Here is a 22,710-nt window from a genome sequence, read left to right on the forward strand (position 1 = left end):
ATGAAGAAAGTTATCAGAAAACTTTTTTGGGATTATGAGAGGGAAGAAAAATGGTTAAATGAAATGGCAGCTAAGGGATATAACTTTTTAAGCTTTTCATTTCCAGGAAAATATGTATTTGAGGAAGGGGTACCAGGGGAGTATACCTATAGAATTGAGCTATTAAAATCTAAACCCCAAAGTACTGAAAGTAATGATTATATAAGCTTTATGGAAGAGAACGAAATTGAGTGTGTAAACACCTATTTCAGATGGGCTTATTTTAGAAGTAGGAATAAAGACGAACTTGCTAATTTATATTCTGATAATGAGTCAAAGATTCAACATTATAGTAAGGTGTTCAGATTAACTCTAACTTTATGGGCACTTAATTTTTCATCTTTTGTATATAACCTTATTATAGGATATGTGGTTTATATTGATAGAGGATTTATGATTAATCTATTTTGTAGTTTGATTAATTTAATCATAGCTATTTTAGTAAGTCCACTAACATTAAAACAATATAAGAATTTAAATAAATTAAAAAAACAAAGAGCGTTATATGAGTAAACAAAATATAAAATAGTTAGAAAGGAGAAAAGTAGTATGGCTGAGTTTGCTAGGGCTGCATTCCCCTGGGTTGCGATGGGAATTGCTATTGCATTTGTTTTATCTTACAAGAATGAAAAGGATAAGAAACAAGATAAAAAAGAATCTTGATATTTCAAGATTCTTTTATTATACCTCTTTAGAATAAAGTGAATGTGGATTTGGTGCCAATATAATAAAGAGAGACATGTCTTCTTTACCAGTATTCTTTATGCTGAAAACTTCTTTTCCAGTGCAATGAATAACATCACCCTGAGTAATATTATTAGTAACTCCATCCACAGTTAATTCTCCATTCCCAATTAGTACATGTACTAGTAAATCACTTTGTTCATGATTATGAGGAGGAACTCCTTGACCTGGCCTAAAATTTAAAACAAAATTTAAAATTTTATCTTCTTTGAAAAGAACTCTTTTAGTAAAAGAGTCGTCACTATATTCTATTTTATTAGCTATTTTCTCAATTTGCATACATAAAATCTCCTCGTTATCAATTTAATTTTTATAATAATTAATATTCACAAAGCACAGAGTATTTATACTTTAACTGAGATATTAAGAAATTAAGATAAAATAGTAATCTGTGATGATTATCACAGAAAAACTATTTATAAATTGATATTATATGATAATTAAAAGTAATATTTTGGGAGGGGATTAACGAATGTTTGAATGGAAAAAAGAATATGAAGTAGGAATAGAAAAAATAGATGGGGAACATAAAAAACTTTTTGATATTGCTAATAAAGGTTATGATCTTTTAAAAAATGATTTATATTTAGATAAGTACGATAGGATTATGGATATAATTCATGAATTAAAAGATTATGCACAATTTCACTTCTCTGCTGAAGAGGACTATTTAAAAAGCATTGGATACAAAAAATTATTCACACATAAAATGGAGCACGATTATTTTATAGATAAAATAAGCAGTGTTGATTTAAGTAAAATAGATAGCAATCAGGATAAATATATTACTGAAATACTAGATTTTATGGTACAATGGATAAAAGAACATATTTTAGACAAAGACAAAGAATACGTGAATTAAAGACCACTTACTAAAGTGGTCTTTTCTATAACTATAAATGGAGGATACATGGATAATAATATTTCTTGGTATATTGAAAAACAAGTAGAGAGAACAATAAATAATTTAAATAATCGTAATATGGAAGGTTATTTCGTAAAAGATAGATATGAATTAATTAATAAAGTAAAGGAATTCATATCTATTGGTTCTAACGTAGGTGTAGGAGATTCACTGACGCTTTCAGAAACAGGAGTATTAGATTTATTAAGAAATGGGGATTATAATTTTTTTGATAAATATAAAGAAGACCTAACCAAAGAAAATAAAAGGGAAATTTATATTAAGAATTTTGGAGCAGATAGTTTTGTTTCCAGCACAAATGCAATTACTGAAAATGGAGAATTATATAATATAGATGGCAATGGAAGCAGGGTTGCTCCAATGCTCTATGGGCCCAATCAAGTAATTATTGTAGTAGGGATTAATAAAATTGTTAAAGATATAGAGGCAGCTGAAAAAAGAGTAAGACAATATTCAGCACCAATAGATGCCAAACGTTTGAATAAAGATACACCATGCACTAAAATTGGATATTGTGTTGACTGTAAAAGTCCAAATAGAATCTGCAATGATTTTGTGATTATAAGAGGACAATTCATTAAAGGAAGAATAAAAGTAATTATTGTAGGTGAAAGTTTAGGTTATTAACATAAAAATAGAATTTAGCTAGAAACAAATTAAAACTACATTTTCAAATGTAGTTTTTTTATTTGAATATATATCCCTCACTTGGTAAAGATAAATTTGTGAATATGAGTTCGTAAAAGAGGAATATCAGAAGGTTAATTTTGAGGTGGATACGGATATAAAGATAATAAATACAAGGGTAATAAATTATAGTAGGTGAAGAATTTTCTTCACCTACTATGATTTTTAATATGTTTAGCTAATTTAAATACATATGATATTCTTCTTTACTTATAAGACTTCTAAGTTTATCTAATATTTTATTTCTTTTAGTTACAGCTTTTCTATATGTGACATTTTTGTATCTTGAATAATCCATTAAACTTTTCTTTTTAAAAAATACAAAGTCTATTAATTCTAATTCATCATACTGGAGTTTACTTAAGGCATCCTTTAGTTTCTTTCTAAAGACTACTTTATATAATGCATCTTCAATAAAACCTAAGTCATGGGAAAGAATGTTTTCTAGATTATCGTCAAGTATTAAGGTTTCTGGTCCATCGGATTTATCTCTTCTTATAGAGCTTCTAATTAAAAAGTTAATAGAATTTCTTATTCCATTTGTAGCATAAGCAACAAATCTATGTTTTTCAGGATTATATAGTCTTATGCAATTAAATAGGACTCTATAACACTCATTTTTAATATCCTCAAACTCGAAACCGTTTATAAAGGTTTTCTTTGAAAGATTTAGTATATAGGGTTTAAACTCCTCAGCTAATTCTTCTTTTGCCTGCTCCTCTCCAAACTTTGCAAGTAAAACTAAATTTTCGATTTTATCGTAATTCATGTTAATCACCTCTCCATAAGGTTATATATGCAAAGTAAATGAATTTTTGGGGACGGTTCTAAACTTTTTAAAAAGTTAAGAACCGTCCCTTAAATAATAACAAACTAAAACTAAAAATGTTTATTAATATATAGACAAATGTAAAATTTGATGTATAATATAATAAAGGAAATATTTAGAATCTAGGAGGATGAAAATTGTGGATACTAAATCAAATGAATTATTTTGGAGTGCAAATATAGAGGAAGTAAAAAAAGGTTATATCGAAACAGAAGATGAATATATGTGTATAATTTGCGAAGAGTCATTTAAGAAAGGACGTATATATGAAAAAAATTCAGAGCTTTATGATGCAAGAATGTCAACTAAGCTTCATATTAAAGAAAAGCATGAATCCATGCTTAAGTATCTAATAGGAATGAATTCTGCATATACAGGTGTATCAGAAGTTCAAAGAGAACTGCTTACCTTAATGGCTCAAGGTTTATCAGATAAAGATATTGCATTAAAGCTTGGGGTTGCACAATCTACTATAAGAAATCATCGCTTTAAATTAAGAGAAAAAGAAAAACAAGCAAAATTATTCCTAGCAATGATGGATTTACTTTCAAAGACAACAAGTAAAAAGATTAATAAATTGGAAGATGATATCATTTGCGATGCACATAAAACTGCAACTACAATAGATGATAGATATAATATTACTGATAAAGAAGAGAAAGAAACAATTAAAAATTATTTCGATGATAATGGAGCCTTAAAAAATTTCCCTGCTAGAGAGAAAAAGAAAATAATAGTTTTAAAAGAAATAGCAAGGAATTTTACAAAAGGGAAGAAGTATTCAGAAAAAGAGATAAATAGGATCATAAAAAGGATAAATGAGGATTATGCTACTTTAAGGAGAGCACTTGTAGAATATGGATTTATTGAAAGATCAAATGATTGCAGTTCATACTGGGTTAAGGAATAAAAATAGGGGAGCAATATGATTAAGAGTTATATTAAACTAGACGATAGAGAAAAAAGTTTAGTCAATACTTTTATAAATAGAAATATTGAAGAGAAAAAAACATCAAAAGAAGTTGATGAAATGTTCAATAATAAAGTGTATGACTATGGAAATGGGACATTATTCTACTTTGAAAGTGGAAAAGTCTTGGGAAAAGTTAATATAGTTCTAGAAGTAGCAAATCAGCTAGGAACTACTTATATACATTTCCTAGATATAGATGATACCTCGAATAACAAAGAGATGATCATAAAAAGTTTAATAGAAGAAGCTGTTATTATAGCAAATAAATATAAAGCTAAGGAAATATATTTAGGTGAGAGAAGTGAAGAAAGGCTTAAACTATTAGAGACACTAGGATTCCATAAAGACTATAGAGCTATAAGGATGTATTTAGAGGATAGAGATAAGAAAGCGGAATGCTTTGATTTAATACCATTAACACAAGAAAATAAACATGAATATCAAGGGGTATATAATGATTCCTTTAGTGATATGCCCCATGGATCCTATGTAGATATTAATGGAGTTATGGAGTGCTTAAAAAAGGCCAATGAAGAAAATTATTATTTTCTTGTAGCCTATAATAACATTAATATAGGATTTATGGATTGTACTATAAAAAATGGAGAAGGAACTTTTGACATAGGGTTATGCAAAGAATATAGGGGAAGAGGCTATGGTAGAATGCTTTTGGAAACAGCAATTGATTTTTTAAATAAAAAAGAGGTTAATAAGATAGGACTTTTGGTTATAGAAAGGAACTTAGTAGCTTACAACATGTATAAAAAAAGAGGCTTTAAAGTAGATTCAATATTTAGTAGCTGGATTAAATTAAAGTAAAGTATTATAATCTTAAGATAAATAATATATTTTAAGATTGAAGAGGAGTAACTTATTATGATGAATGTAAATACTGAGAAATGTATAGGTTGTGGCTTATGCGTTAAAGATTGTTTTGCAAGGGATATTGAGCTTGTAGATGGTAAGGCAAAAATAAAAAATATAGCCTGTTTTAAATGTGGACATTGTATTGCTGTTTGCCCAAAGGAAGCAGTGTCAACAGATGAATATAATATGGAAGAGGTTAAGAACTATAATAAAGAAGAGTTTACTATAGAGCCTGAAACCTTAATGAATTTTATTAAATTTAGAAGAACAGTAAGACAATTTAAAGATAAAGCAGTAGAAGAAGACAAGCTTTCAAAAATTATTGAAGCAGGAAGATTCACTCAGACTGGAAGTAATACTCAAGGAGTATCTTATATAGTTGTAAGGGACAAACTACAAGAATTAAAAGAATTGACTTTAGAAAGTTTAAAAAATATCGGAGAAGCGATGCTTTCAAATTTAACTCCTGAAACAATGGTATTTAAGAGATATGCTGAGATGTGGGTTGATATGTATAAAGAATTTAAAGCTAACCCTGATGGAAAAGAAAGGTTATTCTTTAATGCACCTGCAGTAATAATTGTAGTAGCTGATTCACCAGTAAATGGTGCACTTGCTTCATCAAATATGGAGTTAATGACAAATGCTTTAGGACTAGGAACATTCTTCAGTGGTTTCTTTGTAAGAGCATCGCAAGCAAATAGTAAAATAGCAGATTTTCTTGAATTACCTGAAGGTAAACAAATAGTAACTTGTATGGTAATAGGGTATCCTGATGTTAAGTATTCAAGGACTGTACCTAGAAAAGAAGCTAATATATTATGGAAATAAAATTAAGAGCTGCTGCAAAAATGCAACAGCTCCTTTTTGTTATGTTTATTTAATCCATTCAGTTATTTTATCAATTGATTGTCTTGTCTTTTCACGCGGAGTATTCTTTCTATAACCGAAAGCAGCCATGACAGAGACACCAAATTTAGTTTTATCCAGTACCCCTTCTTTTTCAAGTAAGTCTTCAACCTTTTTAATATCATAACCTTCAATTGGACATGAATCAATGCCTATCAAAGCAGCTGAAGTTAATATATTTCCAAGTAAAATATAAGTTTGCTTTGAAGCCCAGTCGAAAATGTACCTATCATTTTCAAGAAGATTAAAATCATTTTTCTGGAAGTTTTCAAAGGTAGCTGTTTTCCCGGTAAGGATATCGTTAGGAAGCTTTTGAATATCTTCCATGAAATTATGTATATATTCAGAGTTATATATCATTTCATCCTTTTTTCTTGCTAGAATTATAACAAAGTGGCTTGCAGTTGGTAGTTGTCTTTGCGCTCCCCAAGTAATAGGTTTAAGTTTATCTCTTAAATCTTTATTTTGAACGATTAAAAGCTTCCATGGTTCGAATCCAAAAGAGCTAGGAGATAACCTTGCAGTTTCAAGTATGAAGTTAAAATCATCATCAGATATTTTTTTGTTTTCATCAAATTCTTTACATGCATGCCTAAAGTTATAGGCATCTAATATTTTTGATTTTTCAATTGACATATATCTTGTCACCCCTTAAATTTAATATTATAGTTAATATTTAAATAAATTATAATATTAAAATTAAATATCTTGAAGAATGCACATTTCTTATATATAATATACAAAAAGGTACTTAAGTATACTTTTTATACTGAGGTGATAATTTGAATAATAATATTGAATATAAGGAAAATAGTGAATGTTCAGAGATTCAATGCCCTGTAGAAACAAGCCTTAATATCATTGGTGGTAAGTGGAAAGGGATAATAATTTACAGGTTACTTAACGGTAAAAAAAGATTTAATGAATTAAGACGAGAAATGCCTAGAATAACTCATAGGATGTTAACTCTTCAATTAAGAGAACTTGAAAATGATAATATAGTTAAGAGAACTGTTTATGCTGAAGTTCCACCTAAGGTTGAATATGAATTAACTGAATTTGGTATGTCAATAAAACCAATAATAGTTGCACTTTTTGATTGGGGAAAAATAGTTCAGCAAAATGAAAGTAAGTAATAATAGATTAAAAGTCTAAAGAAAAATTAGGAGATATAAAATGGCGAATGATAAGATAGAAAGATTATTATTAGATGAAGCTAATAGATGTATAATGTGTAAAAATCCAAAGTGTAAAGAGAATTGTCCAATAAGTACACCAATTCCACAAATTATCTCACTTTATAGAGAAGGGAAACTAAAGGAAGCAGGAGAAATATTGTTTAACAATAACCCTCTTTCAGTTGTATGTTCCTTAGTTTGTATTCATGAAGATCAATGTAAAGGAAATTGTATAAGAGGAATTAAAGGGGAACCAATTAGATTCCATGACATAGAAGATGAAATTTCAACCAAGTATCTTGAGGAAATTAAATTTGAAAATATTCCAAAGGATAAAGATAGAATTGCTATAGTAGGTGGTGGACCAGCAGGAATAACCATAGCCTTTATATTAGCACAAAAAGGCTATAATATCACAATTTTTGATGCTCATGATAAAATTGGAGGAGTATTAAGATATGGTATTCCAGAATATAGATTGCCAAAAAGAATAATTGATTTATATGAGGAAAAGCTTATAGAACTTGGTGTGAGAATAAGACCTAATACAACAATCGGACCAGTAATAAATATTGATAGACTACATGAAGATGGCTATAAAGCTGTATTTATCGGAACAGGAGTATGGAATCCTAAAACTTTGAATATTAAAGGAGAAACTTTAGGTAATGTACATTACGCTATTGATTATTTAAAATCTAGTAGTGTGTATAGATTAGGAGATAGAGTAGCTGTAATAGGAGCAGGAAATGTTGCGATGGATGCAGCAAGAAGTGCAAAGAGAAATGGAGCTAAAAATGTAACTATACTTTATAGAAAAGGCTTTGAAGACATGCCAGCTACAAATCAAGAGATACATGAAGCAAAGGAAGATGGAATAGAGTTTAACATATTTAAAGCTCCAATTGAAATAACAGAGCATGGCGTTAAGTTAGCACCTACTGAAAATGTAATTGATGAAGAAACAGGAAAAGTAAAAACTAAGATCATTGAAGGAAAAGAAGAATTCTTTGAATGTGACTCAACAATTATTGCAGTAAGTCAAAGCCCTAGAACAAATATAGTGTCTACGACAAAACAACTAGATACCAATAGACATGGTCTTCTTATCACTGATGATAGGGGAAATACAACTAAAAAGGGTACTTTTGCTTCAGGAGATGTAGTTACGGGAGCTAAAACTGTAGTTGAAGCTGTTGTACAGGCTAAGATAGTAGCAGAAACCATTGAAGAGTATTGTAAAAATAATTAATACATAAAAGTAAAAGGATGTTTCAACTTTGATTTGAAACATCCTTATTATTTAAATAAAAGTTTCATGAAATAACTAATTAGATTAAATAAGATCCTACTACGGCATATCCCCCTAGGATGCCAGTTATCAGTCTTCTAGTATCTGTTGAATTTAATAGTCCTAAAAATTGAATTAACCAATCTAAAAACATTATTGCTAAAAGAACTATACTAATAGGAATACTACCAATTTTAATAAGTGTAAATATAGATAAAATATATCCTAAAGTCATTCCTGTGCATCTAGCACATAAAGGAAATTGATAATTCCCTAGAAAAAAGCATCTATCAGATCTTTGATGGCAAGTTGGAGCAAAGAATTTCATTAATACATTTTTTATCGAAAGATTTTAGGTATATAATGGTTATAGAAAATGCAAAAGAAAGTAGGTCATTTAATTATGAATGTAAGGGACAAAATAAAACGACTAAGAGAATTAATGAAAGAGAACAATGTACAAGCATACATAGTTCCAAGTTATGATGCGCACCAAAGCGAATATGTAGCTGAGTATTTTAAGTGTAGACAGTGGATATCTGGATTTACTGGTTCTGCAGGAACAATAGTGATTACATTAGAGGATGCAGGTCTATGGACAGATGGCAGGTATTATATTCAGGCTGAAAATGAATTGAAAGACACAGGCATAAGATTATTTAGGATGGTAGATCCTGGTGTGCCTTCATACACAGAATGGCTCAAGGAGACATTAAAAGAAAATGATATGATTGGATTTGATGGTAGAGTTTTTTCAATAAATATGGTTAAAGCTATGGAAAAAGAATTTAATGATAAGAAAATATCCTTAAAAATTGATTTAGACTTAATAGATGAATTATGGAAAGATAGACCTGAAATCCCTAAGGAAAAGATATTTATCCATGATGTAAAATATGCTGGTAAATCCAGAAACGCAAAATTAGCACTAGTAAGAAACTCTATGAAAGCAATGGGAGCAAATTATCACCTATTAAGTTCATTAGACGATATAGCATGGCTTTTAAATATCAGGGGAAATGATGTGCCAAATAATCCAGTAGTTCTTTCAAACATTTTAATATCAATGGAAGAATGCTATTTATTTATAAATTTACAAAAGGTACCAAATGAAGTTAAGTTAGAACTTGAATCTGATGGAATAGAGTTATGTGACTATTACGAAATAGAGAAGGCTTTAAAGAAATTAAAAGCAGAAGATAGTATAATTCTAGATGGAGATAAAGTAAATGCAAGCTTATACTATTCAATAAACGAACAAGCTAAGAAAATTGATGCTATAAATATTACTACTAATCTTAAATCTATCAAAAATGAAACAGAAATAGAAAGCTTAAGAGAATGTGAAATAAATGACGGAGTAGCCATGGTAAGGTTCATAAAATGGCTAAAAGAAAATGTAGGTACAGAAGTAATTACAGAGATGAGTGCTGATAAAAAGTTACAGGAATTTAGAAGTGAGCAAGAATTATTTGTAGGACCTAGTTTTGACACTATAGCTGGATACAAGGATCATGCAGCAATGATGCATTATAAAGCAAATACTGAAATACAATATAACTTGAAGAATGAAGGACTTTTTTTAGTAGATTCAGGTGGACAATATTTTAATGGTACAACTGATACCACTAGAACTATAGTATTGGGTGAACTTACTGAAGAGGAAAAAAAGGATTTTACACTAGTGTTAAAGGGACATATTGGACTAAGCACTGCAAAGTTTTTATATGGAGCTACTGGATCTAACTTAGATATTTTAGCAAGACAACCTATCTGGGAGCAGGGGTTAGATTATAAGTGCGGAACAGGACATGGTGTTGGATTTTTTTTAAATGTTCACGAGGGACCACAAAGAATAAGCCAAGTACCTAATGGAATTAAGTTAGAAAAGGGTATGATAATCACCAATGAACCAGGAGTATATAAAGAAGGAAAGCATGGTATTAGAACAGAAAATATGATGGTAGTATGTGAAGATGCTAAAACCGAATTTGGACAATTTATGAGGTTTGAATCAGTTACTTATTGTCCTATAGATTTAGATGGAATAGATAAGGAGATGCTTACAGAAAATGAAATTAAATGGTTAAATAATTATCATAAGGATATTTATTTAAAGCTAGCTCCTAAATTAACTCAAGAGGAAAGAGAATGGTTGAAAGAACAAACCAGAGATTTATAGGTTTAAATATTAATATTACTGTTAAAGGTAAATTTTATTATGAAATAAAATTTACCTTTTTTATATAGTGGACATGAATATAAGAATGAAAATTTAAATAAAAAGAAGCAATTGCATATATGCTATAAAACTACATAACCTAATTAAAAATAGTAAATTAGGGAGTGAATATATGAAAAAAAATATATCAATATTAATATCATGTATACTTGTAGTTTTTTTAGTTGCATGTAACATAACTAAAAAGGAAAAGGTAAGTCCTTATTCAGATGATATTCAAATGAAACTTAACAAAATGTCACTAGAAGAAAAGATAGATCAGATGATTATGCTTTCAATTGATGAAGTGGTTAAAGACGGTGGCAGGGTAAAGTTTACAGAGATGAATGAAGCAACCAAAAGTTTTTTAAGCAAACATCAGTTAGCAGGAGTTATATTATTTAAGTTTAATATGATAGATAAATTACAGACTGAAAAGCTAACTAAAGATATTCAAAATTTAAGCAAAGTAAATAAATTTTTTATTGCAACAGACCAAGAGGGTGGGAGAATTAGTAAAATACCAACTGAAAACAAAACGATGACTGCAAGAGAAATAGGAAATACTAAAGATCCAAACAATGCATATAAAGCAGCTAGAATCATTGGTGGTGATTTAAAATCTTTAGGACTAAATTTAGATTTTGCACCAGTAATGGATGTGGACACCAATCCTAATAATCCAATAATTGGGGACAGAGCATTTAGTAATGACCCAAAGATTGTAGGTGAATTTGGTGTTAAATTCATGGAAGGATTACATTCTCATGGAATATTAGCAACAGCAAAACATTTTCCGGGGCATGGAGATACAACTGGTGATTCCCATAAGGAGTTAGTGAAGGTAAATCAACCTTTACAGAGAATTGAAAATGTTGAATTATACCCTTTTAAAAAAGCAATAGAAAATAATGTTGATATGATTATGGTGGGACATATAATTGTGCCTGCATTAGATGATGATAAAACTCCTGCAAGCTTATCTAAAAAGATGATGACTTCACTATTGAAAGAAAAAATGGGCTTTAAAGGAGTGGTCATAACAGATGCGTTTGATATGAAGGCAATAACACAAAACTATGAAATTAAATCAGCTGTAGTGCAAGCTATAAATGCAGGTGCAGATATTATTTTAATGCCTGTGGCAGTGGTTCCGGGTGAAAATGAAAAGGATTATGAAGAATTAGTTAGGTTTATTAAGGAGAAAGTTCAAGCTGGTGAAATTTCCGAAAGTAGAATAAATGATGCAGTTACAAGAATTTTAACTGCAAAAAAAAGTTTATAGATAGTATAAAGCAAGAGATTTTAACAGAATTATTAGCAGGAGGCTGATTTAATGGGAAAGCTTGCAATTATCACTTTAATCAAATCAATTGGTATGTATGTTTTAGCATTATTTTTAACTAGAATTATGGGTAGAAAACTTATATCACAAATGACATTCTTTGATTTTGTAGTGGGTATATCAATGGGAACTTTAGTAGCAAACACAATGGTAGATTCAGTATATATATCATAAACATCACTAATAGCACTGATAGCTATAACCATTTTAACTGTAATAACAGCATTACTTAGTATTAAAAGTATAAAAATAAAAAAGTTAAATGGGTTAGGGATGAATTGAAACAACAAGATGTTCAAGATATCTCTGAGGTGTTTTATGCAGGTATATATGCAAATAAAAAGTTACATGTATCAAGAAAATCTAAAGAAAAGATAGAGAAGCATGGACAATATGGGATAGAATAAGATATAAGAAAGTTCAGTTAATACTTTTTACATAAATATGGTGAAATAGTTAGTGAAGTATGTAACGAAATAATAATTGATATAAAAAAGGAGTTCTAGTTCATGGATATATATACAATAGGTCATTCAAATTATTCAGTTGAGAGACTAATTGATATGTTAAATTATTATAAGATAAATTGTGTAGTTGATATAAGGGGGACTCCTTACTCAAAATATAATGTTCAATTTAATAAAGAAACTATAAGGAATACTTTATTAAATAGAGGTTTTATGTATATATACATGGGGAAAGAATTTGCAGCTCAACGGGAAAATAGAGATTTATATACGAAGGAAGGATATGCAGATTTTGAGAAAGTAGTAGAAGATAAAGATTTCTTATCTGGAATTGAAAGGTTAAAACTTGGATGTGAAAAAGGATATAGAATAGTGCTTATGGGAGCTATGCAGGATCCTATTAACTGTCATAGATCAATTTTGCTTGGAAGAGCGTTAATTAATAACGGTTTTAATCTAAAACACATATTACATGACTATTCATTAGCTACTCAAGAAGAATTAGAAGAAAAAATGCTAGAAAAGTATTTTAGTACAAGAAATCAAGTTACAATTGATACTTTATTAGGAATAGAACCTAATAGAGAAGAGCTTATAAAAAAATGTTATAGGGAAAGTAATAAAGAAATAGGTAATAGAGTTGAAAAAAATAACCCTAAAAATTTTTAGGGTTATTTTTATTAAGTGGTATAAGATTATTATTTTGATCCCATAGAGTAACTAAGTACATTTTTTACTTTAGGTACAAGATATTTAGTTCCACCTATGGATTTTGTATCTTCCATCATCATAGCCACAACAAGTTTTGGGTTGTCCATATTCATTCCTACAAACCAAGAATTTTCTGTTCCATTTGCATCATCTTGAGTCTTTTTAATTTCAGCAGTTCCAGTTTTCCCTCCTATATTTGCTCCATCTATTTTTGCAAGATTTGCTGTAGCAGTAGGGCTATTTACGACTGCAATTAAGTCTTCTTTTAAAATATTTATATTTTCTTTTTTGATAGCATTTTCTTTCCAAATCTTTTGAGGAGCTTTATCACTTAACTCTAGAATAGGAGTCATAATGTTACCATCATTTACTACGGAACTATAAATAAGTGAAGCTTGAAGAGGAGATATTAAGAGTTCTCCTTGTCCATAACCAGTATCAGCTAAAAGTTCTTCACTTTTTATTGTATTATCATTAGAAATTTGGTTTTTTGAAATAGGATATGAAAAAGGAATTTCCTCTCCTATCCCAAATGCTTTAGCACCTTCAATAAATTTGTCAGCTTTAATTTTCAATGCCTGCTGTGCAAAATATATATTGTTGGAGCTGATAAGAGCATCTCTAAGGTTGATTGGCTTATCGGAACCAACTGTAGTGGTTATTTTTTTGCCTCCCCAGGAGCTATCTTTTTGCCATTCAGTACCCTTTATATCTAAAGTCTCCTCTGGATTTATTACACCAGTATCTAAACCTATTGCAGCGGTGACAAATTTGAAGATTGAGCCAGGTGCATAAGTATTATTGAATCTATTATTTGATATATCACTCCAAGCTGTATCCCATTGCTTTTTTATTGTTTCAGTTTTATAAGTTGTAAATATATTTGGATCATAGGAAGGGGAACTTACTAATGAGAGAACCTCCCCAGTTTTAGGGTTTATAGATGAGCAGGCCCCTTTTTGACCACTAAGTTCACTATAAACTTTTTGTTGCAATGCTAAGTCGATGGAGAGCTTTATGTTTTCGCCAGGGGTTGAATCTTTTTTTACTATGATAATCTCAGTATCCTTATTATCAACTTTTCTTGTAAGATATAGCTTAAGTCCATCTTCACCTTTAAGTCGAGGTTCAAAAACCTGCTCTAATCCAGCTTTTCCAATGACACTTGAACTACCATATCCTTTCCCCTGATTTTTCTCAAGTTCTTCAGCAGTAATAGGAGCAACATAGCCAACTAATGAGCCAATTGCTTCCCCTCCAGTATATACTCTTGAAGGAATCTCCATGTATTTAACTCCAGGAATTTCTATAGCCTTTTGTAGCTTATCTTTATCGCTTAAAGATACATTTACTAATGGTATAAATTCATCTAATTTATCTTCAGCACCCTTTAGTTTACTTGATATAAAATCTGGGGTTAAATCTAATATTGAAGCTAGTGCTTGTACACTAGAATCTTTACTTGGGATAAATTTTCTAGGATGTATTCCTAATGAAGCTACACTTCCATTGAATGCAAGCTTTACATTGTTTCTATCTGTCAATTCGCCTCTTTTAGCAGGGATTCTTTGTATTTTGATTTTTTCCCCTTTTTCCATCTGAGGGAATAGTAATTTTTCACTCCACTTAATTTTCCATGGATTCTCTTTGTCCTTAGTTTTTATTAAACTAAGAGTATAATCAGAAATATCAAGCTTTCCGAAACTACTATTCATTGAAAGGGAAAAAGGAATGTCTAACTCAGATGACTTACTCTTATTAGACTCAGATAAATCCTTAGCGTCTAATTTTATATCTGAAGCGTCTAAACTACTATAAATGCTGGTATACTTGTCTATAAAATCTTTTTCATTTATATATTCTTTAGAAGAATCATCTAACATGGCATATAATGCTTTATAATTTTTATTATTTAGATTATCACTAAACTTATTAAATGCATCAGTAGGTGTTTCTGTTTTTGAACAACCAATAATAAAAATTGGTATTATTGCTAAGAAACAATAAATGAAACATTTCTTTAATACTTTCATAAAGTTACCTCCTATATTCAATATAATAATATTAACACAAATAGAAATAAAAGGTAACGGGTAAAAAAGTAGCTTTTATATATAAATATTTTTAAAGAATTTTGTAAATGAATATAGAAAGATAACGAAAAGCATATTATAATATTATAAATATGTTAAAAATATAATAAAAAGATATTGTTAAAAGGAGTACATAATGAGAGCAGTTTATAAGAACCCAAAAGAATTAGCAACAGTTATAAAGGATTCTGTAGATGCATATTTGGAGGATTTAGTAACTTATGATCAGCTAGAACAAAAGTTAACTAAAGTAATTAATGCAAATGGAGAAAGAGTATATAAAAATGGAATAATCGCATTACAGATTTCAAATGTTCTAGGTGAATCCAGAACAGAAATAGTGAATAAAATATATAATAAGTAATAATGAAATGATGACGCTATATATTAGTAAATACGCTGATATATAGCGTTTTATATTTTATTAAAGTATTACATTTATATAAATGCAATCGCTTGCGTAAATCTTGCTCATTAAGAATGAAAATATAAAGAAAGAATATAATAAAAACTTATTAATATAATTATTATATGAGGATTTTAATTAGCATAGATAGAAAAATTCTAAAAATAACCTTAATCTTAATTGACAAACATTGGCAAGGGGGATATAATTAAATTAAAGTTGTGCAAGCGTTTGCATCAACTAATAATTAGTAAATGGGGGATATCATGAAAAAAATAAAAAAGCTTTTAGCTATGGCGTGTACTCTTACTGTTTCTATGGGAATACTTGTTGGTTGCGGTAGTTCTCAAACTACTAATGATAAAAAGGTCACTTTAGACATATTTCAATTTAAGGTTGAAGCAAAAGATGCCCTTGAAAAAGCAGCCAAAACTTATATGGATGAAAATAAAAACGTTACCATTAACGTTCAAACCGTTGGTGGTGGACAAGATTATGGTGCAGCGTTGAAATCAAAATTCGCATCTGGTGAAGAGCCAGCAATTTATAATATTGGAGGGCCTCAGGATGCTCTTGACTGGAAAGACAAGCTAGAAGATTTATCTAAAGAACCTTGGGTTTCACAAGCTTATGATGGAACATTAGGTGCAGTTACAATGGATGGTAAGATTCTAGGAATGCCTTTTGACTTAGAAGGATACGGACTTATATATAACAAAAATGTATTTAAGAAGGCAGGAATAGATCCAGCATCAATAAAAACTTATGCAGATTTAGAAAAGGCAGTTCAAACTTTAGATTCTAAAAAAGGAGACTTAGGATTAGAATCTGTATTTGCTCTACCAGGAAAAGAAACTTGGGTAACAGGATTACATTTATCAAATGTTGCATTTTCAAATGAATTTAAGGATGGAGTAGCAGCATTTAATTCTAAAACTATAGATTTTAAATACAACGATGGAATGAAAAAATTATTAGATTTACAAATTAAGTATGCATTTAAACCTGATGGAACAAATAAATCTATTAATAGTGTAGATTATTCAACTCAAGTTGAACAAAAATTCTCATTAGGAAAAGTTGCAATTATTCAACAAGGAAACTGGGTTTATGGAAGTATTGACGGTGTTGATAAGGATTTAGCACAAAATGTAGGAATATTACCTATGCCTATAGATGGTGTTAAAGAAGGAGCAATTCCTGTTGGTGTACCAATGTACTGGTCAGTAAATAGTAGTAAGGATGATGCAACTAAAAAAGCAGCTAAAGATTTCTTAAATTGGCTATATACCTCTGATAAGGGTAAAGACATGATAGTACATGATTTTAAATTCATACCTGCACTTAAGGGATATGATTCAGATAATTTACAGCCAGCAGATCCATTAGCAAAAGACATAATTAGCTATTCAAAAGATGGAAAGACTATGCCTTGGGTATTTATGGGATATCCAACAGGATGGGGACAAAATAAGTTAGGAGCTGACATTCAAAAATATATTTCAGGAGAAATTAACTGGGATACATTGGTGAACAATGCTAAAACTGAATGGCAAAATGCCAGAAAATAGAGAAATACATTAAAAATTAATAATCCTGGACTTCCTATAAGGATATCCAGGATTATTTAAATAAATAGTTCTAAAAAGGGGTGATAAAATGAGAAAACGGAATTTTTCATTTTGGGGTTTTGTTGGACCAATTCTTTTGGCGTATATAGTAGTTCAATTAATTCCGTTAGTTATTGGGATATATTATTCCTTTACAGATTGGAATGGAATAAATTCAGATGTAAAGTTAATTGGAATACAAAATTATGTAGATGTATTTAAAGATCCAACATTTAAGCAATCCTTTTGGTTTACTTTTAAATTCACTGTTTTATCAATTATAGTATTAAATGCACTAGGATTTGGACTTGCATTATTAGTGACAAGAGAATCTAAAATATGTAATATACTTAGAACAGTATTTTTTATGCCAAATTTAATTGGTGGATTAATTTTAGGATTTATATGGCAATTTATTTTTACCCAAGTTTTTTCAGGTATTGGAAAAGTTTTCGGACAACAGTGGCTCCTAGGTTGGCTATCTGATGGAAAGACTGGTTTGTATGGGCTAGTTATATTAATGGCATGGCAAATGGCTGGATACTTAATGGTTATTTATATAGCTTCACTTCAAAATATACCAGCTGAATTATTAGAAGCAGCAGAAATTGATGGAGCTAATTTATGGCAAAAGGTAAAAAATATAATTATTCCATTAGTAAGACCAGCTTTTACTGTAAGTGTTTTTTTAACATTAGCAAATTCATTTAAGCTTTATGACCAAAACCTATCTTTAACAGCAGGGGGACCTGCTAAAGCAACTGAAATGTTAGCTATGAACATATTTAATACTGCTTTTCAATTTAACTTAATGGGAATCGCTCAAGCAAAAGCAGTTATATTCTTTGTTATAGTTGGAGGAGTATCATTAATTCAATTATACTTTTCAAAGAGAAGTGAGGTGGAGATGTAATGAAAGTAAAGAAGAAGCTACGTATTTCCTATATTCTTATAACAATATTTAGTTGCTTAATAGGAGTGCTATTTTTATCACCATTTTATATTATAATTATCAATGCCTTTAAATCAAAAAAGCAATTGTTTGAGAATACATTATCCATTCCACATGAAGTAACATTTGATAATTTTAAAGAAGCATTTCATAGATTAGACTTTTTATCATCTTTAGCTCATTCACTATTTATAACAATTGTAAGTGTTGTTTTAATTGTATTATTTTCATCAATGGCTGCATGGATGCTCGAAAGAACAAAAAGTAAGTTAAGCGGATTTATTTTTACATTATTTATTGCATCTATGATAATTCCTTTTCAAGCGGTAATGCTTCCACTAATAAGGGTTATGGGAAAGATACATTTCCTCAATGTTGGTGGAATAATATTCATGTATGTTGGCTTTGGCTCATCATTATCAATATTCTTGTATCATGGATTCCTAAAAAGTATTCCTAAAGAATTAGATGAGGCGGCTACAATTGATGGATGTAATAAATTTAAGACTTTTTGGTATATAATTTTTCCATTATTAAAGCCAATGACAATAACTGTTGCAATTTTAAATACTGTATGGATATGGAATGATTACTTACTTCCTTCACTAGTTATAAATAAGCCAAACACTCTTACCATACCACTTAAAACATTCTTTTTCTTTGGAGAATATACAAAACAGTGGAATTTAGCATTAGCTGGGCTTATTCTAGTCATTATACCAGTAATAATTTTCTACTTCCTTGCGCAAAAACATATTATAAAATCTATAACAGCAGGAAGTATAAAGTAAAAAGAACAGTTATTACTGTTCTTTTTACTTTGCAATATATTTTGTTTAATTAATTTCATAAATAAGTCAGGGGTTACAATACGTACATTAGGAATATTATTAAGACTGTTAACAACACTACTTATATCATTCATATCTTTACTCCAGGCGTGAACATATACAAATGAGTAGGCACTTTCATTTTTTATATCTATTTCACCATTTTTTACGGAGTTTTTAATAGAGTTAACTAATTCATCCTCATCTTCAAGATCTCCCCATAGTAAATTTCTACAGGATACTATAGGTTTATCATTTGACCATAGAATTTTCCCTTTATAATCATCATGTTTAGAGTAATTTAAATAAAAGACCCCTTCAATATTAGGTTCTACGGTGAATTTATCCCATAAGTTAGTATTGTAGAAGGAGCAATCGTCAATTACAGCTAAATACTTTTCATCAACTTTTCCCATATAGAAATTTAAATCCTCTAAATATTTATCCAATGCTTTAGTAGGAAATTTACTTGGATAAATGTATGAATTCCCAGAAGGAGAGACGATGAAATTGTCTAAACTAGTTGATGAACTATAATATTTATTTAGAACTGTAGGGGCGAGGTAATATAAAGAAGGAGTCATACTCCAGCCCATATTAAAATCCCCTCTAAACTTTGATCCATACCATTTGTCTGAATTAAAATTGCTTCCTAAATTCCATTGTTGATTATCTCCATCAGACATTATAAAAGTCACATAATGAGCATTCGCATCAGTAGGAATTGCTTGATTTTTCTGATTTAATGGATTAGATGGAAATGAACTAAGTACAGACAAATTATAGGACCAATCCGCAGCAACCATTCCAACCCCATATTTTGAAGCGATATTTACGTTTTTAAACTCATCTGGTCCCCACCCAAGACATACAGAATTAGAATTCATGGAACCAAAAACTTTTTCTCTAAGTTTAAAATCATTAACATCATCTTCATAGAAGACTAAAGATTTTGTCATAATTGCATAATCTCTTAGAGCACTAGAATGTGCAGGTGATAATTCTATAACCAAGGAATGGTTTCTTAGCTTATTCCATAGGTTATCATATGCCCAAAACTTATCTGTATTTCTACAATCACCAGCAACTGTTGTTATTCCCATGTCTTTAACTTTATCCTCTATAGATTCATCTATGGCTAAAGAGGATTTTAAAGAAGCCAAAGTGCAAGCGTTATTAATTGAAGGGTCAGATGGAGTTGCCTTAGTATATAGAACATATCCTTTGATATAGTCTTTAAAGACATCCAACATACTCCAGGGGTTAGCAACTAGTTCGTAATCAATTTTATAATAGTTTTTCAAGTCATCTAACCATATTTTATAGTCTGGTTGATTGGAGTTAATTGTATATATTTGACTTGCAGAACGAGTTGAAATTAATCCTTGCAAAGTTGAAATCATAACTTGCTCAGCTTCTGTCATATCATTTTGAGATAATACATAAAGATATTTTGGTTTTTTAGGATTTTTCATATAATATTTTGGATTATTTGAATAAGCTAAAACCGAAGTTGAATTCATTAAAATTAATATAACTAATACTATTAATGTTCTTTTACTTTTCATAATATTAATACCCTTTTTCCTTTGCCCAATCTGAAAATTTAATTTTATATTTATCTCCATTTTCAGTGCAATATTCATAAAAGGTAGTTAGAAAGTTTATACGTCTTTCTGTATAAAAGTGCTGAATACTTTCAGTTGAAATTCCAGAGAGAAGTATTTGTCTCTTTATGATATCTTCAAGTTTAACATCTTTATAGTTTTTCATGGAATCGAACATTATCATAAATGTTGTGGTTCTGCCTATCCCTTCTTTACAGTGAAAATGAATCCATTTATCTTTAGAAAGTGAATTTATTTCTTTAACGAAGTAATCTACTGCCTCATTTGTAGGAATACTACCATCGGTAACTGGAATTCTCTTATACTTCATACCAAGACTATTAACCAACTTTTCTTCGTTATACACCTTGTTCGGGGTTAATGTGGTTTGGGGCTTATTATAGAAGGTTACAAATTCATTTTTAGGAATGCTTTTTAAGTCTTTCTTTTCTTTGGCGATAACTTCTCTTCTTGTCAATCCATGATTTGCATTGTTATATTTGTTTTTAAAGCTAATAGCATTTCCATCGATAAAGCCGTGAGATTCTTCCCTTAGATCTATAACTATAATTTTCTTTTTAGTATCTAGGGCATCTTTTATAGTCTTTAATGAGTGTTCTGTAAATTGTGAGCTTCCTGAGACATTTAGATTTTCTAAACCATTTAAATTAAGAATTTTACTATCCTTAATATCAATTTTATCTGTAGTCTTACGGAAGTGTTTAGGAAGATTTGAGGAATTAAGAGCATCTAAGACAAGATGAACTTCATCATCTTGTGCTTGAACATCAGTATTTGTCCTAGTTAAAGCATTAATAGGACTTGAAATTGTAAGAATTAAAATCATTAATAATAAAGTGCTGAATTTTAATATTTTTCTCATCATTTGTATACCTCGTTATATAAAAATTTGTTTATCACAATTAAGTTTTTATAATTTTAATGCATTTTATACGGATTTATAAAAATTATTTTAGACACCATAAACTGACAAAATACTCCAAATAGTATAATGTTTTATTGAAGGAGGTGGGGTATTATGTCAAATCTGGAAGAAGTTCTAGTGGCAATTGAAGACTTAAGAAGTCAAATGATTAATCTTCTTGACGAAAAAGATGAGATCTTTGATCCAGAATTGGTTGAAGTAAGTCAGCTGCTAGATAGCAAACTAAATGATTATGAAGCTATCATAAGACAAACTGACGACGCTTAAAAGGAAGTGAAAATGGGGGAGGTGGTATTTGTACCATCTCCTTCACAAAAAACACTATAATAGGGTTTAAAGTTAAGTTTCCTATAAAAAACCCAATAACTTGCCTATTTTAATTAAACATATTATCATATACTTAGAATTAAAGTTAGGAGTGAAGTTATGATTAGAGCAGTATTATTTGATTTAGACGGTACACTTATTGATACAAATAAACTTATTATGGATTCCTTTAAAAAAGCATTTAAAGAAATATTAGATATTGAACCTCCAGAGGAGGAAATAGCAATGTTATTTGGAAGACCATTAGTTCAGACCTTAGGACAATATTCAGAGGAAAGAGTTGATGATTTAGTTAAGACTTATAGAGATTACAATGAAAGTAATCATGATAATATGTGCAATGCTTTTGAAGGTGTAAAGGAGATGCTAATTCAGCTAAAGGATATGGGGATAAAGACTGGAATAGTAACATCTAAAAGGGCATCTCTTGCAAAAAGAGGCATGGAGATATCAGGAATCTTAAATTTAATGGATGTAATAATAACACCTGAATCGACTGAAAAACATAAGCCGGATGCAGAGCCTGCCTTAAAGGCATGTGAAGTTTTAAATATCAAGCCAAGTGAGGCTATCATGGTTGGGGATGCAACATATGATATTTTATGTGGTAAAGGTGCTGGATGTAAGACAATAGGTGTAAAATACACAGCAATTCCATTAGATGAACTTAAACAAGCTTCTCCAGACTATTTTATAGATGAGCCAATGGATGTGATTCAAATATTGAAAGAACTAAAAGAAAATATAGCATAA

General features: G+C 29.7%; 26 protein-coding genes. 19 read left to right on the plus strand and 7 right to left on the minus strand.

The window, feature by feature from the left end:
* Positions 1-552, plus strand: coding sequence for a DUF2812 domain-containing protein (locus PTZ02_RS02805; protein ID WP_274226300.1), 552 nt, complete (start codon positions 1-3; stop codon positions 550-552).
* A gap of 168 nt (positions 553-720) precedes the next feature.
* Here PTZ02_RS02805 and PTZ02_RS02810 read toward each other — a convergent pair whose 3' ends face one another.
* The gene (locus PTZ02_RS02810) at positions 721-1,062 is read right to left on the minus strand and encodes a cupin domain-containing protein (protein ID WP_274226301.1); all 342 of its coding nucleotides are present in this window, start codon (positions 1,060-1,062) and stop codon (positions 721-723) included.
* A 193-nt stretch (positions 1,063-1,255) separates the two neighbouring features.
* On the opposite strand from PTZ02_RS02810, the gene PTZ02_RS02815 reads away from it, so the two are divergent.
* Together PTZ02_RS02815 and PTZ02_RS02820 are read left to right on the plus strand one after the other, a co-directional pair.
* Positions 1,256-1,645: a bacteriohemerythrin gene (locus tag PTZ02_RS02815; RefSeq protein WP_274226302.1), complete on the plus strand. Its 390-nt coding sequence runs from the start codon at positions 1,256-1,258 to the stop codon at positions 1,643-1,645.
* A 48-nt stretch (positions 1,646-1,693) separates the two neighbouring features.
* Positions 1,694-2,335 (plus strand): lactate utilization protein, encoded by a 642-nt coding sequence (locus PTZ02_RS02820; RefSeq protein WP_274226303.1) that lies wholly within the window; start codon positions 1,694-1,696, stop codon positions 2,333-2,335.
* A 238-nt stretch (positions 2,336-2,573) separates the two neighbouring features.
* Here the strand turns inward: PTZ02_RS02820 and PTZ02_RS02825 are convergent, their stop codons facing one another.
* Positions 2,574-3,164 carry a sigma-70 family RNA polymerase sigma factor gene (locus PTZ02_RS02825; RefSeq protein ID WP_274226304.1) on the minus strand — a complete coding sequence of 197 codons (591 nt, stop codon included), beginning with the start codon at positions 3,162-3,164 and terminating at the stop codon, positions 2,574-2,576.
* 199 nt (positions 3,165-3,363) lie between these two features.
* Here PTZ02_RS02825 and PTZ02_RS02830 point away from each other — a divergent pair, with 199 nt between their 5' ends.
* The 3 genes from PTZ02_RS02830 to PTZ02_RS02840 are packed head-to-tail and all read left to right on the plus strand — an operon-like array spanning position 3,364 to position 5,895.
* Positions 3,364-4,134 (plus strand): DUF2087 domain-containing protein, encoded by a 771-nt coding sequence (locus tag PTZ02_RS02830; protein ID WP_274226305.1) that lies wholly within the window; start codon positions 3,364-3,366, stop codon positions 4,132-4,134.
* A gap of 15 nt (positions 4,135-4,149) precedes the next feature.
* Positions 4,150-5,016 carry a GNAT family N-acetyltransferase gene (locus PTZ02_RS02835; protein ID WP_274226306.1) on the plus strand — a complete coding sequence of 289 codons (867 nt, stop codon included), beginning with the start codon at positions 4,150-4,152 and terminating at the stop codon, positions 5,014-5,016.
* 57 nt (positions 5,017-5,073) lie between these two features.
* Positions 5,074-5,895: a nitroreductase family protein gene (locus tag PTZ02_RS02840; RefSeq protein ID WP_274226307.1), complete on the plus strand. Its 822-nt coding sequence runs from the start codon at positions 5,074-5,076 to the stop codon at positions 5,893-5,895.
* A gap of 45 nt (positions 5,896-5,940) precedes the next feature.
* On the opposite strand, the gene PTZ02_RS02845 is transcribed toward PTZ02_RS02840, so the two are convergent.
* A complete protein-coding gene (locus PTZ02_RS02845; RefSeq protein ID WP_274226308.1) occupies positions 5,941-6,609 on the minus strand; it encodes an NAD(P)H-dependent oxidoreductase in 669 nt (222 codons plus the stop codon).
* 146 nt (positions 6,610-6,755) lie between these two features.
* On the opposite strand from PTZ02_RS02845, the gene PTZ02_RS02850 reads away from it, so the two are divergent.
* A complete protein-coding gene (locus PTZ02_RS02850) occupies positions 6,756-7,109 on the plus strand; it encodes a winged helix-turn-helix transcriptional regulator (RefSeq protein ID WP_274226309.1) in 354 nt (117 codons plus the stop codon).
* 40 nt (positions 7,110-7,149) lie between these two features.
* Positions 7,150-8,403, plus strand: a complete 1,254-nt coding sequence (locus PTZ02_RS02855; RefSeq protein WP_274226310.1) for an NAD(P)-dependent oxidoreductase — start codon at positions 7,150-7,152, stop codon at positions 8,401-8,403.
* A gap of 79 nt (positions 8,404-8,482) precedes the next feature.
* Here PTZ02_RS02855 and PTZ02_RS02860 read toward each other — a convergent pair whose 3' ends face one another.
* Complete coding sequence (locus PTZ02_RS02860) at positions 8,483-8,770, minus strand: DUF2085 domain-containing protein (protein WP_274226311.1); 288 nt, start codon at positions 8,768-8,770, stop codon at positions 8,483-8,485.
* A gap of 75 nt (positions 8,771-8,845) precedes the next feature.
* On the opposite strand from PTZ02_RS02860, the gene PTZ02_RS02865 reads away from it, so the two are divergent.
* From PTZ02_RS02865 to PTZ02_RS02885, 5 genes are all read left to right on the plus strand, one after another.
* A complete protein-coding gene (locus PTZ02_RS02865; RefSeq protein ID WP_274226312.1) occupies positions 8,846-10,624 on the plus strand; it encodes an aminopeptidase P family protein in 1,779 nt (592 codons plus the stop codon).
* Between the two features lie 172 nt (positions 10,625-10,796).
* Positions 10,797-11,948, plus strand: a complete 1,152-nt coding sequence (gene nagZ, locus PTZ02_RS02870; protein ID WP_274226313.1) for a beta-N-acetylhexosaminidase — start codon at positions 10,797-10,799, stop codon at positions 11,946-11,948.
* 51 nt (positions 11,949-11,999) lie between these two features.
* Positions 12,000-12,182, plus strand: a complete 183-nt coding sequence (locus PTZ02_RS02875; protein ID WP_274226314.1) for a hypothetical protein — start codon at positions 12,000-12,002, stop codon at positions 12,180-12,182.
* A 104-nt stretch (positions 12,183-12,286) separates the two neighbouring features.
* Positions 12,287-12,415 (plus strand): hypothetical protein, encoded by a 129-nt coding sequence (locus PTZ02_RS02880; protein WP_274226315.1) that lies wholly within the window; start codon positions 12,287-12,289, stop codon positions 12,413-12,415.
* 102 nt (positions 12,416-12,517) lie between these two features.
* A complete protein-coding gene (locus tag PTZ02_RS02885; RefSeq protein ID WP_274226316.1) occupies positions 12,518-13,144 on the plus strand; it encodes a DUF488 domain-containing protein in 627 nt (208 codons plus the stop codon).
* A gap of 29 nt (positions 13,145-13,173) precedes the next feature.
* On the opposite strand, the gene PTZ02_RS02890 is transcribed toward PTZ02_RS02885, so the two are convergent.
* Positions 13,174-15,219 (minus strand): penicillin-binding transpeptidase domain-containing protein, encoded by a 2,046-nt coding sequence (locus PTZ02_RS02890; RefSeq protein WP_274226317.1) that lies wholly within the window; start codon positions 15,217-15,219, stop codon positions 13,174-13,176.
* Positions 15,220-15,415: 196 nt separating this feature from the next.
* Here PTZ02_RS02890 and PTZ02_RS02895 point away from each other — a divergent pair, with 196 nt between their 5' ends.
* From PTZ02_RS02895 to PTZ02_RS02910, 4 genes are all read left to right on the plus strand, one after another.
* Complete coding sequence (locus PTZ02_RS02895; protein ID WP_274226318.1) at positions 15,416-15,643, plus strand: TIGR04540 family protein; 228 nt, start codon at positions 15,416-15,418, stop codon at positions 15,641-15,643.
* A 308-nt stretch (positions 15,644-15,951) separates the two neighbouring features.
* The gene (locus tag PTZ02_RS02900) at positions 15,952-17,256 is read left to right on the plus strand and encodes an ABC transporter substrate-binding protein (protein WP_274226319.1); all 1,305 of its coding nucleotides are present in this window, start codon (positions 15,952-15,954) and stop codon (positions 17,254-17,256) included.
* A gap of 88 nt (positions 17,257-17,344) precedes the next feature.
* Positions 17,345-18,208 (plus strand): carbohydrate ABC transporter permease, encoded by an 864-nt coding sequence (locus PTZ02_RS02905; protein ID WP_274226320.1) that lies wholly within the window; start codon positions 17,345-17,347, stop codon positions 18,206-18,208.
* On the plus strand, positions 18,208-19,038 hold the full coding sequence (locus tag PTZ02_RS02910; RefSeq protein ID WP_274226321.1) for a carbohydrate ABC transporter permease: 831 nt from the start codon (positions 18,208-18,210) through the stop codon (positions 19,036-19,038). Before PTZ02_RS02905 ends, PTZ02_RS02910 begins: the two co-directional genes overlap by 1 nt.
* Here the strand turns inward: PTZ02_RS02910 and PTZ02_RS02915 are convergent.
* Complete coding sequence (locus PTZ02_RS02915; protein ID WP_274226322.1) at positions 18,981-20,645, minus strand: GxGYxYP domain-containing protein; 1,665 nt, start codon at positions 20,643-20,645, stop codon at positions 18,981-18,983. The genes PTZ02_RS02910 and PTZ02_RS02915 overlap by 58 nt on opposite strands.
* Before the next feature lie 4 nt (positions 20,646-20,649).
* A complete protein-coding gene (locus PTZ02_RS02920; RefSeq protein ID WP_274226323.1) occupies positions 20,650-21,570 on the minus strand; it encodes a phosphatase domain-containing putative toxin in 921 nt (306 codons plus the stop codon).
* A gap of 153 nt (positions 21,571-21,723) precedes the next feature.
* Between PTZ02_RS02920 and PTZ02_RS02925 the strand changes: the two genes are divergently transcribed.
* Both PTZ02_RS02925 and ppaX read left to right on the plus strand, forming a co-directional pair.
* Positions 21,724-21,897: an aspartyl-phosphate phosphatase Spo0E family protein gene (locus PTZ02_RS02925; protein WP_274226324.1), complete on the plus strand. Its 174-nt coding sequence runs from the start codon at positions 21,724-21,726 to the stop codon at positions 21,895-21,897.
* 159 nt (positions 21,898-22,056) lie between these two features.
* Complete coding sequence (gene ppaX, locus PTZ02_RS02930; protein WP_274226325.1) at positions 22,057-22,710, plus strand: pyrophosphatase PpaX; 654 nt, start codon at positions 22,057-22,059, stop codon at positions 22,708-22,710.

The organism is Clostridium sp. 'White wine YQ' (assembly GCF_028728205.1).
Classification (GTDB): Bacteria; Bacillota; Clostridia; order Clostridiales; family Clostridiaceae; genus Clostridium_T.

What these genes read in the sequence shown, in the direction of transcription:
- PTZ02_RS02805 (WP_274226300.1), top strand. Translation starts at nt 1, where the DNA reads ATGAAGAAAGTTATCAGAAAACTTTTTTGGGATTATGAGAGGGAAGAA.
- PTZ02_RS02810 (WP_274226301.1), bottom strand. Translation starts at nt 1,062, where the DNA reads ATGCAAATTGAGAAAATAGCTAATAAAATAGAATATAGTGACGACTCT.
- PTZ02_RS02815 (WP_274226302.1), top strand. Translation starts at nt 1,256, where the DNA reads ATGTTTGAATGGAAAAAAGAATATGAAGTAGGAATAGAAAAAATAGAT.
- PTZ02_RS02820 (WP_274226303.1), top strand. Translation starts at nt 1,694, where the DNA reads ATGGATAATAATATTTCTTGGTATATTGAAAAACAAGTAGAGAGAACA.
- PTZ02_RS02825 (WP_274226304.1), bottom strand. Translation starts at nt 3,164, where the DNA reads ATGAATTACGATAAAATCGAAAATTTAGTTTTACTTGCAAAGTTTGGA.
- PTZ02_RS02835 (WP_274226306.1), top strand. Translation starts at nt 4,150, where the DNA reads ATGATTAAGAGTTATATTAAACTAGACGATAGAGAAAAAAGTTTAGTC.
- PTZ02_RS02840 (WP_274226307.1), top strand. Translation starts at nt 5,074, where the DNA reads ATGATGAATGTAAATACTGAGAAATGTATAGGTTGTGGCTTATGCGTT.
- PTZ02_RS02845 (WP_274226308.1), bottom strand. Translation starts at nt 6,609, where the DNA reads ATGTCAATTGAAAAATCAAAAATATTAGATGCCTATAACTTTAGGCAT.
- PTZ02_RS02855 (WP_274226310.1), top strand. Translation starts at nt 7,150, where the DNA reads ATGGCGAATGATAAGATAGAAAGATTATTATTAGATGAAGCTAATAGA.
- PTZ02_RS02860 (WP_274226311.1), bottom strand. Translation starts at nt 8,770, where the DNA reads ATGAAATTCTTTGCTCCAACTTGCCATCAAAGATCTGATAGATGCTTT.
- PTZ02_RS02865 (WP_274226312.1), top strand. Translation starts at nt 8,846, where the DNA reads ATGAATGTAAGGGACAAAATAAAACGACTAAGAGAATTAATGAAAGAG.
- nagZ (WP_274226313.1), top strand. Translation starts at nt 10,797, where the DNA reads ATGAAAAAAAATATATCAATATTAATATCATGTATACTTGTAGTTTTT.
- PTZ02_RS02875 (WP_274226314.1), top strand. Translation starts at nt 12,000, where the DNA reads ATGGGAAAGCTTGCAATTATCACTTTAATCAAATCAATTGGTATGTAT.
- PTZ02_RS02885 (WP_274226316.1), top strand. Translation starts at nt 12,518, where the DNA reads ATGGATATATATACAATAGGTCATTCAAATTATTCAGTTGAGAGACTA.
- PTZ02_RS02890 (WP_274226317.1), bottom strand. Translation starts at nt 15,219, where the DNA reads ATGAAAGTATTAAAGAAATGTTTCATTTATTGTTTCTTAGCAATAATA.
- PTZ02_RS02895 (WP_274226318.1), top strand. Translation starts at nt 15,416, where the DNA reads ATGAGAGCAGTTTATAAGAACCCAAAAGAATTAGCAACAGTTATAAAG.
- PTZ02_RS02900 (WP_274226319.1), top strand. Translation starts at nt 15,952, where the DNA reads ATGAAAAAAATAAAAAAGCTTTTAGCTATGGCGTGTACTCTTACTGTT.
- PTZ02_RS02905 (WP_274226320.1), top strand. Translation starts at nt 17,345, where the DNA reads ATGAGAAAACGGAATTTTTCATTTTGGGGTTTTGTTGGACCAATTCTT.
- PTZ02_RS02910 (WP_274226321.1), top strand. Translation starts at nt 18,208, where the DNA reads ATGAAAGTAAAGAAGAAGCTACGTATTTCCTATATTCTTATAACAATA.
- PTZ02_RS02915 (WP_274226322.1), bottom strand. Translation starts at nt 20,645, where the DNA reads ATGAAAAGTAAAAGAACATTAATAGTATTAGTTATATTAATTTTAATG.
- PTZ02_RS02920 (WP_274226323.1), bottom strand. Translation starts at nt 21,570, where the DNA reads ATGATGAGAAAAATATTAAAATTCAGCACTTTATTATTAATGATTTTA.
- PTZ02_RS02925 (WP_274226324.1), top strand. Translation starts at nt 21,724, where the DNA reads ATGTCAAATCTGGAAGAAGTTCTAGTGGCAATTGAAGACTTAAGAAGT.
- ppaX (WP_274226325.1), top strand. Translation starts at nt 22,057, where the DNA reads ATGATTAGAGCAGTATTATTTGATTTAGACGGTACACTTATTGATACA.